Below are 14871 nucleotides of genomic sequence, written 5' to 3'. Positions count from 1 at the left end.
CGCGAAGTGGATGCGTAAAAACACTTGGCTGCTCTATGATCGGCCGCCAGCAAATCTGACAGTAGTGAGTAAATTCTTTGTCCGTGCCCGAAACCCTCCGCCGGCTGCTCCACAATGCCCCGACACTGCTGGGCGTGGTGTTGATCCTGTTGATCAGCCTGAGTTTCGCCACACAAACCATCGACTGGTTAGAGCTCAACCGCAGCCAGGCTCCGGTGCAAAGCAGTGAAAGCGGTGACTTGAACAATGAACCGGCGCTCGACAGCATTCAAACCCTGTTCGGCCCTGCCCGGGTGGTTCAGGACTCGGCGCCGCCGGCTACCAACCTTAGCCTGACGTTGCGCGGTAGCTTCGTGCACAACGATGCCAACCGTTCCAGCGCCATCATCCAGCGCGAGGGCAACCGGCCTCAGCGCTTTGCCATTGGCAGCGAAATCGACAAGGGCATCCGACTGCATGCGGTGTACCGCGACCGCGTCGAGATCGAGCGCAGCGGCCGCCTCGAGACGTTGATGTTTAACAAGCACAAGAGCGCTTCTAGGAGTAATCAAGCCAGCTATGACGCTGCGGTGGACGACCTGTCCACCTTGCAACAGCAAGACGAACAACAGATACGAGAACGCATGGAAGCGCTGCGCCAACAGATGGAGAACGCTGGCGGGCAAGTCGAACCGGAACCCGAGCCTCCTTATGAGGCAGAACCGCCGGCAGCGCCGCAGTCAACCGAACTCATCCCTATCGAACCGCCTACGGAAAGCGACTAAGCCAATGCCTCTGACCCTTTCACGCCTGACCCTAGCTTTGCTGACCTGCGGCCTGCTTGGCTTCAGCACGGCGGCCTCGGCGGCAATCACGCCCGCCACAGCCAGCGCCGGCGAGAACCAGCAGCAGGACCAGGAGCGCTGGACCATCAACCTAAAGGATGCAGACATCGGCGAGTTTGTCGACCAGATTGCCGATATTACCGGCGAGACGTTCGTCGTCGACCCGCGGGTGAAAGGTCAGGTCAATGTGATCTCCAAAGCGCCACTGAACCTTAGCGAGATCTACCAGCTGTTCCTTTCAGTTATGGCCACCCATGGTTTCAGCGTCATCACCCAAGGCGATCAGGCGCGTATCGTGCCCAATGCCGAAGCCAAAGCCGACGCCGGCGGGGGCCGCGCCGCGCCGGACCGCCTGGAAACCCGCCTGATTCAAGTACAACACGGCAACGTTGCCGAACTGATTCCATTGATTCGCCCGTTGATTCCGCAATATGGCCACCTGGCGGCGGTGACCTCGGCCAACGCCTTGATTATCAGTGACCGCAGCGCCAACATTGCGCGCATTGAAGACCTGGTCCATCAGCTGGACCAGAAAAGCGACAACGATTACAGCGTGGTCAACCTGCAATACGCCTGGGTAACCGATGCCGCCGAAGCGCTCAATTCCAGCCTCGCCCGGGGCCAGGCCAAAGGTGGCGCAGGCACTCAGGTGATTGCCGACACCCGCACCAATCGCCTGATTCTGCTCGGCCCGCCGGCTGCCCGTGCGCGCCTGATTGGCCTGGCCAAGTCCATCGATACGCCCAGCACCCGCTCCGCCAACACCCGGGTTATTCGCCTGCGCCACAACGATGCCAAGGCACTGGCTACCGTGCTCGGCGAGATTTCCGAAGGCATCAAGAACCCGGCCGGCGGTGGTGCCGAGGCTGCCGGCGGTAAACCACAAAACATTCTGATTCGCGCCGATGAAAGCCTTAACGCCTTGGTACTGCTGGCAGACCCGGATACCGTGGCCATGCTTGAAGACATCGTCCACCAGTTGGACGTGCCGCGCGCCCAGGTAATGGTCGAGGCGGCCATCGTAGAAATTTCCGGCGATATCACCGACGCCCTCGGCGTGCAGTGGGCCGTAGATGCGCGTGGCAGCACGGGTGGCCTGGGCGGGGTCAACTTCGGCAATACCGGGCTTTCCGTAGGTTCGGTATTGAATGCCATTCAAAACGACACCGTGCCCGAGTCACTGCCGGACGGCGCCATCATTGGCATCGGCAGCAAGAACTTCGGTGCCCTGATTACCGCCCTGTCGGCCAATAGCAAAAGCAACCTGCTGTCGACCCCCAGCCTGCTGACGCTCGATAACCAGAAAGCGGAAATTCTGGTGGGCCAGAACGTGCCCTTCCAGACCGGCTCCTACACCACCGCCACCGACGGTGCGAGCAACCCGTTCACCACCATCGAGCGCAAGGACATTGGTGTCACGCTGAAGGTGACGCCGCATATCAATGACGGCGCGTCACTGCGCCTGGAGATTGAGCAGGAAATTTCCTCGATTGCCCCCAGTGCCACGCTGTCCGCCCAGGCGGTAGACCTGATTACCAACAAGCGCTCGATCAAAAGCACCATCCTTGCACAAGATGGCCAGGTGATTGTGCTGGGCGGCCTGATTCAGGACGACGTGACCATGACCGACTCCAAGGTCCCGTTATTGGGCGATATCCCTTGGTTGGGCCGACTCTTCCGCTCCACCAAGGAAGCGCACACCAAACGCAACCTGATGGTTTTTCTCAAGCCTAGCGTGATCCGCGACGGCGCAGGATTGGCGGCATTGGCCGGCAAGAAGTATCGCGATATCCGCGTACTGGGGGACGGTCCTGACAATGCACGGCCTAGCATTCTGCCGCCGAAACCGGGGCAGCTGTTTGATGGTCAAGGGGATTCGGCAATCGACTTGCGGCCGCAATAACGGAATCGTGAAACGGCGGATATCGGCGTTGCGGATATTCGCCCTACGCGTAAATCATCTTGCGCGTCATGCCGCCGTCGACCACAAACTCCTGACCGGTCACAAACCCGGCACTGGCCGACAGCAACCAGGCCACCTGCGCCGCTACGTCCTCTACGCCCCCTACCCGACCCACCGGGTGCTGGTCATGATCGGCATCGCTCAGCGGCGCCGCACGGCGCGCTGACGGGTCACGCGCATCGATCCAGCCCGGGCTGACCGCATTAACGCGAATATCCGGCCCCAGGCTGACAGCCAGCGCATGGGTCAATGCCAGCAAACCGCCTTTGCTTGCCGAGTAGGCTTCGGTGTCGGCTTCGGCCTGATGCGCGCGCGTGGAGGTGATATTGATGATGGCTCCGTAGTGGGCGCGCAGGTACGGCGCGCAATGCTTGGAGAGCAATAAAGGACCCGTAAGATTGACGGCCATGACCCGGTTCCAATGCGCCAGCTCGAGACTGTCCAGCGGCGGGTTATGCGGATCGGCGATGGCAGCGTTGTTGACCAGGGCATCCAGCCGGCCAAACTGACCGAGCACCTGCGCGACGCCCTCCACCACCTGGCTTTCCTGGCTGACGTCCATGGCCACGAACCAAGCGTTTTCGCCCAGCACCTTGGCCACCTTGGCACCGCGCTCACGCTCGGTGTCCGCCAGCACCACCTGCCAGCCCTCGACGATCAGCCAGGCCGCGACGCCCAGGCCAATGCCGCGCGCCGCGCCCGTGACCAAAGCAACCTTGCCGTTGCTGGTAAGCGGGCGATCTACTTCAAGTTCGATCACAGCGCTGCGAGGCCACGCGCGAGGTCGGCCTGAATGTCCTGCACTTCCTCCAGGCCTACCGCGACGCGGATCAGGCTGTCACGAATGCCAGCGGCGGCACGCTCTTCCGGGCTCAGGCGGCCGTGGGAGGTGGTGCTCGGGTGAGTGATGGTGGACTTGCTGTCGCCCAGGTTGGCGGTTATCGACAGCAAGCGCGTGGCATCGATAAAGCGCCAGGCGCCTTCCTTGCCGCCCTTCACCTCAAAACTCACCACCGCGCCAAAGGCACGTTGCTGACGCTTGGCCAACTCATGCTGCGGGTGGCTCGGCAAGCCGGCGTAGTGCACTTTCTCGATGCCCGGCTGCTGCTCCAGCCACTCGGCCAATTGCTGCGCGCTGGCGCAATGGGCTTGCATGCGGATACGCAAGGTTTCCAGGCCTTTGAGGAACACCCAGGCGTTGAATGGGCTCATGGTCGGGCCAACGGTGCGCACGAAGCCGACGATTTCAGCCATCAGCTTCGCGCTGCCGGCAACCACGCCGCCCAGACAACGGCCCTGGCCGTCGATAAACTTGGTGGCCGAATGCACGACGATATCGGCACCGAGGGCCAGCGGCTTTTGCAGCACCGGGGTGCAGAAGCAGTTGTCCACCACCAGCTTGGCGCCATGGGCGTAGGCAACTTCGGCCAAGGCAGCGATATCCACCAGCTCGGCCAACGGGTTGGACGGCGACTCCACGAAGAACATCTTGGTGTTCGGCTTGCAGGCTTCGCCCCAGCCGGCGACGTTCGACAGCTCGACATAGTCAACCTGAACACCAAAGCGCTTCAGGTATTTTTCGAACAGGCTGATGGTGGAGCCGAAAACGCTGCGCGAGACCAGCACGTGGTCGCCGGCGCTGCAAAAGGCCATGACCACACCCATGATCGCCGACATGCCGGAGGCCGTGGCTACCGCTTGCTCGGCGCCTTCCAGCGCGGCCAGACGCTCTTCGAAGGTGCGCACGGTGGGGTTGGTATAACGCGAATAGACGTTGCCCGGTACTTCCCCGGCAAACCGCGCGGCGGCGTCGGCGGCGGTGCGAAATACATAGCTGGAGGTGAAGAACATCGCCTCGCCATGCTCGCCTTCGGGGGTGCGGTGTTGCCCGGCGCGGACCGCCAGGGTGTCAAAGCCTACGCCTTCAAGGTCACTGTCCAGCCGGCCGGCATCCCATTCCTGCGTCATGCCCTTTCTCCATCAAATTCTGTTGCACTGGAAACGTTCAGCCCGCCGAAGCGGGCTGTGGTCATCAAGCGTTGCTCATCAATTGTTGTACAGGTCGATGATCGCGCTGACTACGTTGGTCTTGAGTTTGGACGAGTCGTTACGCGCCTGCTCAATCTTGTTCAGGTACGCCTCGTTGACGTCGCCGGTCACGTACTTGCCGTCGAACACCGCGCAATCGAAGTTATCGATTTTCACCTTGCCACCGCCAACCGCGTCGATCAGGTCGCTGAGATCCTGATACACCAGCCAATCGGCGCCGATCAGCTCGGCCACTTCCTCGGTGGTGCGGTTGTGGGCGATCAGCTCGTGGGCACTTGGCATGTCGATGCCGTATACGTTCGGGTAGCGCACGGCCGGCGCCGCCGAGCAGAAGTACACGTTCTTCGCCCCGGCTTCGCGGGCCATCTGAATGATCTGCTTGCAGGTGGTGCCACGCACGATCGAGTCGTCCACCAACATCACGTTCTTGCCGCGGAATTCGAGTTCGATGGCGTTGAGCTTTTGGCGTACGGATTTTTTCCGCGCGGCCTGGCCGGGCATGATGAAGGTACGGCCGATATAGCGGTTTTTCACGAAGCCTTCGCGGAACTTCACGCCCAAGTGGTTGGCCAGCTCAAGCGCCGAGGTGCGGCTGGTATCTGGAATAGGGATGACCACGTCGATGTCGTGATCCGGACGCTCGCGCAGAATCTTGTCGGCCAGCTTCTCGCCCATGCGCAGACGCGCCTTGTAAACCGAGATGCCGTCCATGATCGAGTCCGGACGCGCCAGGTACACGTGTTCAAAGATGCACGGTGCGTACTTGGGGTTGGTGGCGCACTGGCGGGTGGAAATCTTGCCTTCTTCGGTGATGTACACCGCTTCGCCCGGCGCCAGGTCGCGAATCAGGGTGAAGCCCAGTACGTCGAGCGACACGCTTTCGGAGGCGATCATGTACTCCACGCCTTCGTCAGTGTGACGCTGGCCAAAGACGATGGGGCGAATGCCGTTCGGGTCGCGGAAACCGACGATGCCGTAGCCGGTGATCATTGCCACCACGGCATAACCGCCGGTGCAGCGCTTGTGCACGTCGGTGACGGCAGCGAACACGTCGTCTTCGGTGGGTTGCAGCTTGCCGCGTACCGCCAGCTCGTGGGCGAACACGTTGAGCAGCACTTCGGAGTCGGAGCTGGTGTTGACGTGGCGCAGGTCAGACTCGTAGATCTCTTTGGCCAGCTGCTCGACGTTGGTCAGGTTACCGTTGTGGGCCAGCGTGATGCCGTACGGGGAGTTGACATAGAACGGCTGCGCCTCGGCGGAGGTGGAGCTGCCGGCCGTCGGGTAACGCACGTGGCCGATGCCCATGTGACCGACCAGGCGTTGCATATGGCGCTGGTGGAACACATCGCGCACCAGACCGTTGTCCTTGCGCAGAAACAACCGGCCGTCATGGCTGGTCACGATACCGGCAGCGTCCTGGCCGCGATGCTGGAGTACGGTAAGCGCGTCATACAGCGCCTGATTGACGTTCGACTTACCGACGATGCCCACGATGCCACACATGCGACCAACCCCTTTCTAGTGGAAACTACTGCGCTCGGTTATGCGTCGTTAAAAACAGACTTGCAATGCTCATTGGCTACAGCCAACTCCGCTTACTTGCCTGTTTTTGCCTCGCCTAGCCTTCGCTCGCTACGTTTCTTGATACCGCGTTCAGAAAATCTACATCACTTGCTACAACGATTTGGGCTGTACCAGCACGTCCTTGAAGGACAGATCGGTAGGCCCGGAAACACCACTGGCCAGCCATTGGCTGGCCAGGGTCAGAATCATGTTTTTCGACCAGTCGGCCACAATCAGAAAATGCGGAACCAGCGCAGACTGTTGCCACCAGGAATCTTGGGTCACCGGCGCCAAACTCAAGAGCCCGACCAGCAATACCACCAGCAAACCGCCACGCGCCGCACCAAATACCATGCCCAGCACGCGGTCGGTGCCTGATAGTCCGGTAACGCGAACCAGCTCGCCAATAAGAAAATTAAATAGGGCACCCACTAAAAGTGTGGCGACGAAAAGAATGGCACAGCCGGCGATAACACGAGCTGAAGGGGTGTCGATGTAGTCCACCAGGTGCTGGGACAGCGCGCCGCCGAACATCCAGGCAACGACCCCAGCAATGATCCAGGTCACCAGCGACAGGGCCTCTTTTACGAAGCCACGTTTCAAGCTGATTAAACTGGAGATCGCGATAACGGCGATGATCGCCCAATCGACCCAGGTAAATGGCACGTTGCAGGCCTACCGACGGAAGAGGCGCGGGATTTTAGCAGAGCGCTCGGCAAGGAGTAAGCCGCGATTTAGCGAACTCGGGTTTATTCATTGCCGGCGGGCTGAAAAGCTTCGCGAGCAAACTTGCTCCCACGAGAATGCACCATCCGTAGGAGCGGCTTCAGCCGCGATGCTTTGATGCCTATCAGCTGCTTTCGGGCTGAAACCGCACCACAAACCCTTTGAGCTTCTGCTGCTTGGTCAACTGATCACGCAACCGATCGGCTTCAGCACGCTCGATCAACGGGCCGACAAATACCCGGTTCATGCCCTCGGCACTACGGATATACGCATTGTAGCCCTGACTACGCAGGGTTTTTTGCAGGGTTTCGGCACTGGCGCGACTGGACAGACTGGCCAGTTGGATCGACCAACTGATCGGCAGGCTATTGGCATCCAGACGGCTTGGCGCGGCTGGCGGCGCAGCAGGCGTGGCCGGCGTTGCGCTGGCGGCCACCGGGGGCTTGGTGGCAACCGGTGCAGCAGGTGCGGGAGCGATAGGCGTGGTCGGCGCGGTAGCAATCGGCGTAGACGGCAGTGGGGCTGGCGTGGTTGCAGGCTGTTCAACCGGCACCGGCTCTTCGGGCAGCAGCTCGGGCTCAGGCACCGATACCGGCTCCTGCGCCACTTGCGGCATGGCCGGCGCCTGCGGCATAGCCGGGGCATCGACCACCACGTGGCGGGACTCGTCCTGTCGCGACAGCAGCATCGGCAAGAAAATGATCGCCAGCGCCAGCAGCACCAAGGCACCCACTATCCGTTGCTTCAGTCCTTTATCCAGCAAAGCCATTCCCCACTTCTCCCATGGCATGGCGGGCCAGCCATTCCAGGGCCTCGGCCACGCAGTAAAAAGATCCAAACAACAGAATTTCGTCGTCTGCCGTCGCGCGTTCCAGCTGTGCTTCCAGCGCTGCGGCGATATCGCCGTAGGCCTGAACGCTGGCGCCCTGGTTCAGCAAGGCGGCCTGCAGCTCGGCAGCCGGTCGCGTTCTTGGCGTCAGCAAGGGCGCTACCGCCCAACCGGCGATCTGGCTTACCAACGGCGCAAGCACGCCGGGCAAGTCTTTGTCAGCCAACAAACCGAATACCGCCAACCGCTTGCCTGCGACCGGCTGGCTCGCCAAACGGTACGCCAGATAGTCGGCGGCATGGGGATTATGCCCAACATCCAGCAGCAGCGTGAGTGCCTTGCCCTGCCAATTTACCGCTCGTCGATCCAGGCGCCCGGTCACTCGGGTGCGCTGCAACGCCGTGACCAACTGGTCAGGCTGCCACGGCAAGTCGAGCACGGCATAAGCCTGCAAGGCCAGGGCCGCGTTTTCCATCGGCAGATCGAGCAACGGCAGGTCGTGCAGATGCAGGTGCTCGCCCGTAGCAGTGATGCCGCGCCAATGCCAGCTCTGCTCGCCGAAAGCCAGGTCATAGTCCGGGCCGCGCAACAGTAACGGGCATGGCAACGCCCGCGCTTTATCGCGGATTGGCGCAGGTGGGTTCAGGTCACCGCAAATGGCTGGCACACCGGCACGGAAAATACCGGCCTTTTCATACGCGACCGATTCGCGGGTATCGCCCAGGTAGTCGGCATGATCCAGCCCGATGCTGGTGATCAGCGCTAGATCAGGATCGATCAGGTTGACCGTATCCAGACGCCCGCCCAGCCCTACTTCCAGAACGGCTGCATCCAGACCGCTGTGCTGGAATAGCCAGAACGCTGCCAGGGTGCCGACTTCAAAATAGGTGAGTGAGGTAGCGCCGCGCGCCGCTTCAACGGCGGCAAAAGCCTCGCACAGCTCGGCGTCGGTGGCTTCAACTCCTGCCACCTGCACGCGCTCGTTGTAGCGCAGCAGATGCGGCGAGCTGTACACGCCTACCTTCAGACCCTGCTCGGCCAGCAGGGAGGCGAGAAAGGCGCAGGTGGAGCCCTTGCCGTTGGTGCCGGTCACGGTAATGACCTTGGCGGCCGGCCGGCCCAGACCGAGGCGGCTGGCAACCTCGCGGGCACGGTCCAGGCCCATGTCGATGGCCACTGGATGCAACTGCTCCAGATAGCTCAGCCATTGGGCAAGGTTGCGCTCGATCATGCGCTGACAGGTGTAGGCGCAATGGTCGAAGAGGGAGCGACCGGGGTCGGCAGGTTTTGCATTTGGGCGAGCAGTCGGGCCAGACGTGGACGCAGTTCCTGACGGGAAATGATCATGTCGATGGCACCATGGGCCAGCAGGAATTCGCTGCGCTGGAAACCTTCCGGCAGTTTTTCGCGCACGGTTTGTTCGATAACGCGCGGGCCGGCAAAGCCGATCAGGGCTTTGGGCTCGGCAACGATAACGTCACCCAGCATCGCCAGACTGGCCGATACGCCGCCGTAGACCGGGTCGGTGAGTACGGAAATAAACGGCACGCCCTCTTCGCGCAGGCGAGCCAGCACGGCGGAGGTCTTGGCCATCTGCATCAGCGAGATCAGCGCTTCCTGCATACGTGCACCACCGGAAGCGGCGAAGCACACCAGCGGGCAGCGCTCTTTCAGAGCGACGTTGGCTGCCTGCACAAAACGCTCGCCAACGATGGCACCCATCGAACCGCCCATAAAAGCGAACTCAAAGGCACAGGCCACAATCGGCATTTCGTGCAGGGTGCCACGCATGGCGATCAATGCGTCTTTTTCGCCGGTCTGCTTCTGTGCAGCAGTCAGACGATCTTTGTATTTTTTGCCGTCACGGAATTTCAGACGGTCCACCGGCTCCAGGTCGGCGCCGATTTCGCTGCGGCCTTCGGTGTCCAGAAAAATATCCAGACGGGCGCGGGCGTCGATGCGCATGTGGTGATTGCACTTGGGGCAAACATCCAGGGTCTTTTCCAGCTCGGGACGATACAGCACCGCTTCACAGGACGGGCATTTGTGCCACAAACCCTCGGGAACGGAGCTCTTTTTCACCTCGGAACGCATGATCGATGGGATCAGCTTGTCTACCAGCCAGTTACTCATGCACTCACTCTCCAAAGCTGTTGGCTTGTACAGGCCGTCTTTTTTTGACCTGTCGCAAAGCAATAATTCAGGGTTGCTGCCCGGGCGGTGGCTTGTACGCACCAGCCCCGGACTCGCTACTGCCGTTAACCGCTGTATGGGTTTAACCGCAAGGTTGCCGCGAAGTTCATCCGCTGGCACAGCGACAGGCTTATGGACGGCCCGTGATGGCCTGCCGTCACATGCCCGCCCTCGCCCTTCAGGCGCCCTTCACTTCTCGGATAAACGCACGCACCTTTTCCGCGCTCTTGATGCCCTTGCTCTGCTCGACGCCGCCGCTGACATCCACGGCATACGGCTGCACCTGCGCAATGGCCGCGCCTACGGTCTGCGCAGTCAAACCACCGGCGAGGATGATCGGCTTGGCCGGCTGCATGGGCACTAGGCTCCAGTCGAACGCCTCGCCCGTACCGCCCGGCACGCCGGCGACAAAGGTGTCAAGCAGAATGCCTGAAGCCTCTGGATAAAGCGCGATCATTGCCGCCACGTCATCACCGGCCTGCACCCGCAGCGCCTTAATATATGGACGCCCGTAACCGGCGCAGTCGGCGGCCGTTTCATCACCGTGAAACTGCAACAGGTCCAACGGCAGCTGTTGCAGCAACGCCGTCAACTCGGCACGGGGCATATCGACAAACAAGCCCACGGTGGTCACAAACGGCGGCAGCGCGGCAATGATGGCCCGCGCCTGCTCGGCCGTTACCGCCCGCGGGCTTTTGGCGTAGAACACGAAACCAATGGCGTCCGCGCCCGCCTCGACGGCCACCAGGGCGTCTTCGAGTCGGGTAATGCCACAGATTTTGCTACGGACAACGGACACGGCATGCACCTAAATGGAAAAGCTCAGCGATGGTAGCAAAGGCAGGCGACACGCGTCAGCCAAGCTCCGGCAACCCGGAAAGGAAATGCGGGCCAATATAACGCTCCGGCAATACGAACTCAGCCGGGTACTCCACTTGCACCAGGTACAAGCCAAATGGATGCGCCGTCACCCCGCCGGTGCGGCGAATACGCGACTCCAGCACCTCCTTCATCCACTCCACCGGGCGCTCGCCCGCGCCAATGGTCATCAGCACGCCGGCGATATTGCGCACCATATGGTGCAAAAAGGCGTTGGCGCGCAGGTCCAGCACAATCATCTTGCCGTGCTGGGTGACCCGCAGGTGGTGCATCTTCTTGATCGGCGATTTGGCCTGGCACTGGCCCGCGCGAAAGGCGCTGAAATCATGCTCGCCCACCAGATACTGGGCTGCTTCTCGCATGCGCTCGACGTCCAGCGGGCGGTGGTTCCAGGTGATTTCCTCACCCAGGTGCGCCGGCCGGATCTGGTCGTTGTAAATGACATAGCGGTAGCGCCGCGCCACGGCTTTGAAGCGCGCATGAAAATGCGCCGGCATCACCTTGGCCCAGGTCACGCTGATGTCGTGCGGCAGGTTGATATTGGCGCCCATCACCCAGGCTTTCAGAGTGCGTTCGGCCTGGGTGTCGAAATGCACCACCTGGCCGCAGGCATGCACACCGGCATCGGTACGCCCGGCACAATTGAGCACGACCGGTGAATCGGCTACACGTGAGAGCGCCTTTTCCAGCTCCTCCTGAATGGTCGCCACGCCGGAGGCCTGGCGCTGCCAGCCGCGGTAGCGCGAGCCTTTGTATTCCACGCCGAGGGCTATTCTGGAAAAGCCAACGGCGGCCATCTCGGCCGCCGCTGTGGGTATTGCTTCAGTCATTAATCAAACGATACGGGCGATCAGCTCGCGCGCTTCCTGTTGTTGGGCGTCGGTACCCTCGCTGATCACTTCATCGAGGATGTCGCGGGCGCCTTCGGCATCACCCATGTCGATGTAGGCGCGAGCCAGATCGAGCTTGGTGGCGGTTTCATCGGTACCGGAGAGGAAGTCGAAGTCATCGTCGGCGTCCAGGCTGGCAGCGGCTGAGCTGCTGGCCGGGGCGATCAGCGAGTCGAAGTCGTCTTCTTCCGGCAGGTCCAGTTTTTCACTCATCTGATCCAGCTCGGCAGTCACTTCATCCAATTTGGCTGCGAAGGTCTCGTTGGATACCGGCGCGCTTGGGGCGTCGTCAGACAGGGACAGGTCAAAGTCTGCCGGCAGTTCGTGCTCGGCATCCAGGCCTGCGTCCAGCTCCGGAGTAGCGTCCGGTTCCAGGCTCAGGTCGGCAAAATCATTGCTGCTGGTGGTGCTCAGGTCGTCGTCAAGGCTCAGCAGGAAGTCATCTTCTTCGCTGGTGGCGGCGGGTTTCGGCTCGTCCAGGTCCAGACTGAAATCGGCCAGGTCATCGCTCAGGGCGGCGTTGCTGCTCGCCGTGCTCGGGGTGTCGTCCAGGCTCAGGTCAAAGTCCAGATCGCTCATGCCGCTGGCAGCTGGCGAGGTCGACGAGGCCAGTTCCAGCTCGTCATCCAGGCTCAGGTCACCGAAGTCATTCAGCGAATCGTTGCTGCCGGCGCTCAGGTCACGGTCCAGTTCGGCCTCGAGGTCGTCCAGGCTCAGGTCCATTTCATCGACCGGTGCAGCGGCTTGCGGCTCGTCGAGGGTCAGGTCGTCGAGGCTGAAGTTGTCCGCGTCGTCGTCCAGGGCCGAGGCAGCAGCGGCGCCAGCAAAACCGGCGAAGGCGGCAGCGGCCATGCCCGGGTAACGGGATTTCAGTTGTTCGACTTCGCTGTGGGCGCCGCCGATTTCGTTCAGTTCGCGCTCCTGGCGAGCGAAGCCTTCCTGGTCGCCCAGCTCGGCCTGCACTTCCATCAATTTCAGGCGCAGATCAGCACGCTGCGGCTCGTTATTGATGGCGTCCTGCAGCAACTCGGCGGCCTGGGTAAAGCGACCATAGGCGATGTAGATATCTGCCTCGCCCAACACGTCGCCGGTTTGCGCGGTAACGCGCTCTTCCTTGGTGGCTGGGGCCAGCACTTCGTCGTCGTCCAGACCGGCAAAGCTGGTGTCCGGCATGTCCAGTTCGCTCTCGAACGGGCTTGGCTCTTGCGGGTTGCTAAGATCGATGTTGTGCAGTTGCGCTTCTTTCTGCGCATTGCGGCGCGACAGCACCATCAGGCCGACCAGCAACAGCAGCAAGGCGCCGCCACCGGCAATACCCAGCAGCATCGGATTGGCCATCAGGTCATCGACAAAACTGGTTTCAGCAACTGGTGCAGGCTTGACCACGGGCGCTGGCTTGGGCTTGGCCGGGGCTTCGGCTTTCGGCGCTGGAGTGGGGGCTGGCGTCGGCGCTGCTTCAGCCGGAACCTTGGCCGCTTCGGCAGCGGTTTTGTCGGCAGGCTCTTCGCTGTAGTTGTAGTCCGGTGCAGCAGGCTTGTCGCCAGCGGGTGCAGGCGCCGATACAGGCGGGGTTGTTTCCGGGGCGATAGCGGGTTTGGCAGGCTCCACGGCTGGCGCTGGAGCCGCCTTGTCTGCTTTGTCCGCCTTGGCTGGAGAAGCAGGTACTGCCGCAGTAGCAGGAGTGGTCGGGGCCGGCGTTGGCGCCGCAGCAGCTGGCTGATTGGCTTTGGCAGCGAGATCGGCCTGCAGCTTCGCCATCTGGCTGTCTTTGAGCTGAATCAGACGGTTGAGCTTGTCGAGCTGGCTTTGCAGGTCGCCCATGCGGCTCTTCAGCTCGTCGTTCTCACGGCGTGTGGAGTCCAGGCTTTCCTTGGTGACGGCCAGTTTGTCGTTCAGCGCCTTGGTATCCCCGCTGGCGCCCTTGTCGCCGCCCTTGGTGGCTTTGCCGGCGTCGCCGGACACCAGCTTCAGGCTGTCTTTGTCGTCGGTTTTGGCTGGTGCATCGCCGGCGTTGGCGCGCTTGGTGGCGTCCAACTGACGGGTGCCGCTGGCAGCCAGGCCACGGCCTTCGCGCCAGGCCGCGTTTTGCGCGGCAACCTGGGCAATGGCATCGCTCTGCGAGCGCGATTTGATCTGCTGGTCATCGGGCAGGCGCAACACCTGGCCGCTTTTCAGGCGGTTGATATTGCCGTCAACGAAGGCATCCGGGTTGAGGTCCTGAATGGCCAGCATCGCCTGGTGCACCGAGCCGGTGGCACGGGTGCGCTGCGCCACTTCCCAGAGGGTGTCGGCGGAGGTGGTTTTGTAGGTGTCATCAGCCGCTTTGCCAGCCGGTGCGGCGGCAGGCGCAGGCGCGGCAGGTGCCGCAGGCCGTGCAGTAGGGGCAACCGGTGCCGGCGCGGCGGCAACCGGGGCTGCCGGGCGGGCAGTGGGCGCAACGGGGGCAATGGCGGGTCTTGCGGCCGGCGCGGCGACTGGCGGTTTAGGCACAGCAGCGGCAGCGACTTGCGGGGAATAAAGAGGTGGATCCAGCAGCAAGGTGTATTCGCGCAATACGCGACCGCTCGGCCACAGCACTTCGACGAGGAAGTTTATATAAGGCTCACGTACCGGCTTGCTCGAGGTAACGCGAATAACGCTTTTGCCATTGGGCTTGATAACCGGCGTGAACTTGAGGTCGGTCAGGAAGTACTGACGATCAATACCTGCCTTATTGAATTCCTCCGGGGATGCCAGAGCAGGGACCACCTCGTTAGAAGCCAGATCTCGAACTTCGACCAAGTCGATTTCCGCGTCCAACGGCTGATTAAGCGCCGACTTCAGGGTCACTTCCCCGAGCCCCAACGCGTGCGCCATACCGGACGTCAGCGCCGAAGCAGCCGCGATTGCCAGCACCAGTTTGCGAACCCGAGCCATAGCGATATCCCTTGTTTTATCTTTTTTCTCGAACTGCGA

12 protein-coding genes are annotated in these 14871 nt (G+C 61.7%); 2 read left to right on the top strand and 10 right to left on the bottom strand.

From position 1 onward, the window contains the following. Window positions 1-83 precede the first annotated feature (83 nt). Entirely contained in the window at window positions 84-764 is a 681-nt protein-coding gene (locus PKE98_RS07480) for a type II secretion system protein N (protein WP_271194859.1), read from the top strand. Between the two features lie 4 nt (window positions 765-768). Continuing rightward, window positions 769-2727 carry a type II secretion system secretin GspD gene (gspD, locus tag PKE98_RS07475; protein ID WP_271194641.1) on the top strand — a complete coding sequence of 653 codons (1959 nt, stop codon included), beginning with the start codon at window positions 769-771 and terminating at the stop codon, window positions 2725-2727. 43 nt (window positions 2728-2770) lie between these two features. On the opposite strand, the gene PKE98_RS07470 is transcribed toward gspD, so the two are convergent. The 10 genes from PKE98_RS07470 to PKE98_RS07425 form a co-directional block, all read right to left on the bottom strand. After that, window positions 2771-3544: an SDR family oxidoreductase gene (locus tag PKE98_RS07470; RefSeq protein ID WP_373877827.1), complete on the bottom strand. Its 774-nt coding sequence runs from the start codon at window positions 3542-3544 to the stop codon at window positions 2771-2773. Beyond that, window positions 3544-4755, bottom strand: coding sequence for an O-succinylhomoserine sulfhydrylase (locus PKE98_RS07465; protein ID WP_271194639.1), 1212 nt, complete (start codon window positions 4753-4755; stop codon window positions 3544-3546). The genes PKE98_RS07470 and PKE98_RS07465 overlap by 1 nt, the downstream gene beginning before the upstream one ends. 78 nt (window positions 4756-4833) lie before the next feature. After that, the gene (gene purF / locus PKE98_RS07460; protein WP_271194638.1) at window positions 4834-6339 is read right to left on the bottom strand and encodes an amidophosphoribosyltransferase; all 1506 of its coding nucleotides are present in this window, start codon (window positions 6337-6339) and stop codon (window positions 4834-4836) included. A gap of 171 nt (window positions 6340-6510) precedes the next feature. Beyond that, complete coding sequence (locus PKE98_RS07455; RefSeq protein WP_271194637.1) at window positions 6511-7065, bottom strand: CvpA family protein; 555 nt, start codon at window positions 7063-7065, stop codon at window positions 6511-6513. 184 nt (window positions 7066-7249) lie between these two features. Further along, window positions 7250-7894, bottom strand: coding sequence for an SPOR domain-containing protein (locus tag PKE98_RS07450; protein WP_271194636.1), 645 nt, complete (start codon window positions 7892-7894; stop codon window positions 7250-7252). Beyond that, window positions 7878-9185, bottom strand: a complete 1308-nt coding sequence (gene folC / locus PKE98_RS07445; RefSeq protein ID WP_271194635.1) for a bifunctional tetrahydrofolate synthase/dihydrofolate synthase — start codon at window positions 9183-9185, stop codon at window positions 7878-7880. Before folC ends, PKE98_RS07450 begins: the two co-directional genes overlap by 17 nt. Further along, a complete protein-coding gene (gene accD / locus PKE98_RS07440; RefSeq protein ID WP_271194634.1) occupies window positions 9182-10087 on the bottom strand; it encodes an acetyl-CoA carboxylase, carboxyltransferase subunit beta in 906 nt (301 codons plus the stop codon). Before accD ends, folC begins: the two co-directional genes overlap by 4 nt. A 238-nt stretch (window positions 10088-10325) precedes the next feature. Continuing rightward, entirely contained in the window at window positions 10326-10946 is a 621-nt protein-coding gene (locus PKE98_RS07435; RefSeq protein WP_271194633.1) for a phosphoribosylanthranilate isomerase, read from the bottom strand. A gap of 55 nt (window positions 10947-11001) precedes the next feature. Then, entirely contained in the window at window positions 11002-11823 is an 822-nt protein-coding gene (gene truA, locus PKE98_RS07430; protein ID WP_373877826.1) for a tRNA pseudouridine(38-40) synthase TruA, read from the bottom strand. A gap of 36 nt (window positions 11824-11859) precedes the next feature. After that, the gene (locus PKE98_RS07425; protein WP_271194631.1) at window positions 11860-14832 is read right to left on the bottom strand and encodes a motility hub landmark protein FimV; all 2973 of its coding nucleotides are present in this window, start codon (window positions 14830-14832) and stop codon (window positions 11860-11862) included. Window positions 14833-14871 lie beyond the last annotated feature (39 nt).

The sequence above is a fragment of the Pseudomonas turukhanskensis genome, assembly GCF_027922365.1.
Lineage (GTDB): Bacteria > Pseudomonadota > Gammaproteobacteria > Pseudomonadales > Pseudomonadaceae > Aquipseudomonas > Aquipseudomonas turukhanskensis.
Note: the sequence above shows the minus strand (reverse complement) of the source record. Positions and strands in the feature narration are given on the sequence as shown.

What these genes read in the sequence shown, in the direction of transcription:
- gspD (WP_271194641.1), top strand. Translation starts at nt 769, where the DNA reads ATGCCTCTGACCCTTTCACGCCTGACCCTAGCTTTGCTGACCTGCGGC.
- PKE98_RS07465 (WP_271194639.1), bottom strand. Translation starts at nt 4,755, where the DNA reads ATGACGCAGGAATGGGATGCCGGCCGGCTGGACAGTGACCTTGAAGGC.
- purF (WP_271194638.1), bottom strand. Translation starts at nt 6,339, where the DNA reads ATGTGTGGCATCGTGGGCATCGTCGGTAAGTCGAACGTCAATCAGGCG.
- PKE98_RS07450 (WP_271194636.1), bottom strand. Translation starts at nt 7,894, where the DNA reads ATGGCTTTGCTGGATAAAGGACTGAAGCAACGGATAGTGGGTGCCTTG.
- folC (WP_271194635.1), bottom strand. Translation starts at nt 9,185, where the DNA reads ATGATCGAGCGCAACCTTGCCCAATGGCTGAGCTATCTGGAGCAGTTG.
- accD (WP_271194634.1), bottom strand. Translation starts at nt 10,087, where the DNA reads ATGAGTAACTGGCTGGTAGACAAGCTGATCCCATCGATCATGCGTTCC.
- truA (WP_373877826.1), bottom strand. Translation starts at nt 11,823, where the DNA reads ATGGCCGCCGTTGGCTTTTCCAGAATAGCCCTCGGCGTGGAATACAAA.
- PKE98_RS07425 (WP_271194631.1), bottom strand. Translation starts at nt 14,832, where the DNA reads ATGGCTCGGGTTCGCAAACTGGTGCTGGCAATCGCGGCTGCTTCGGCG.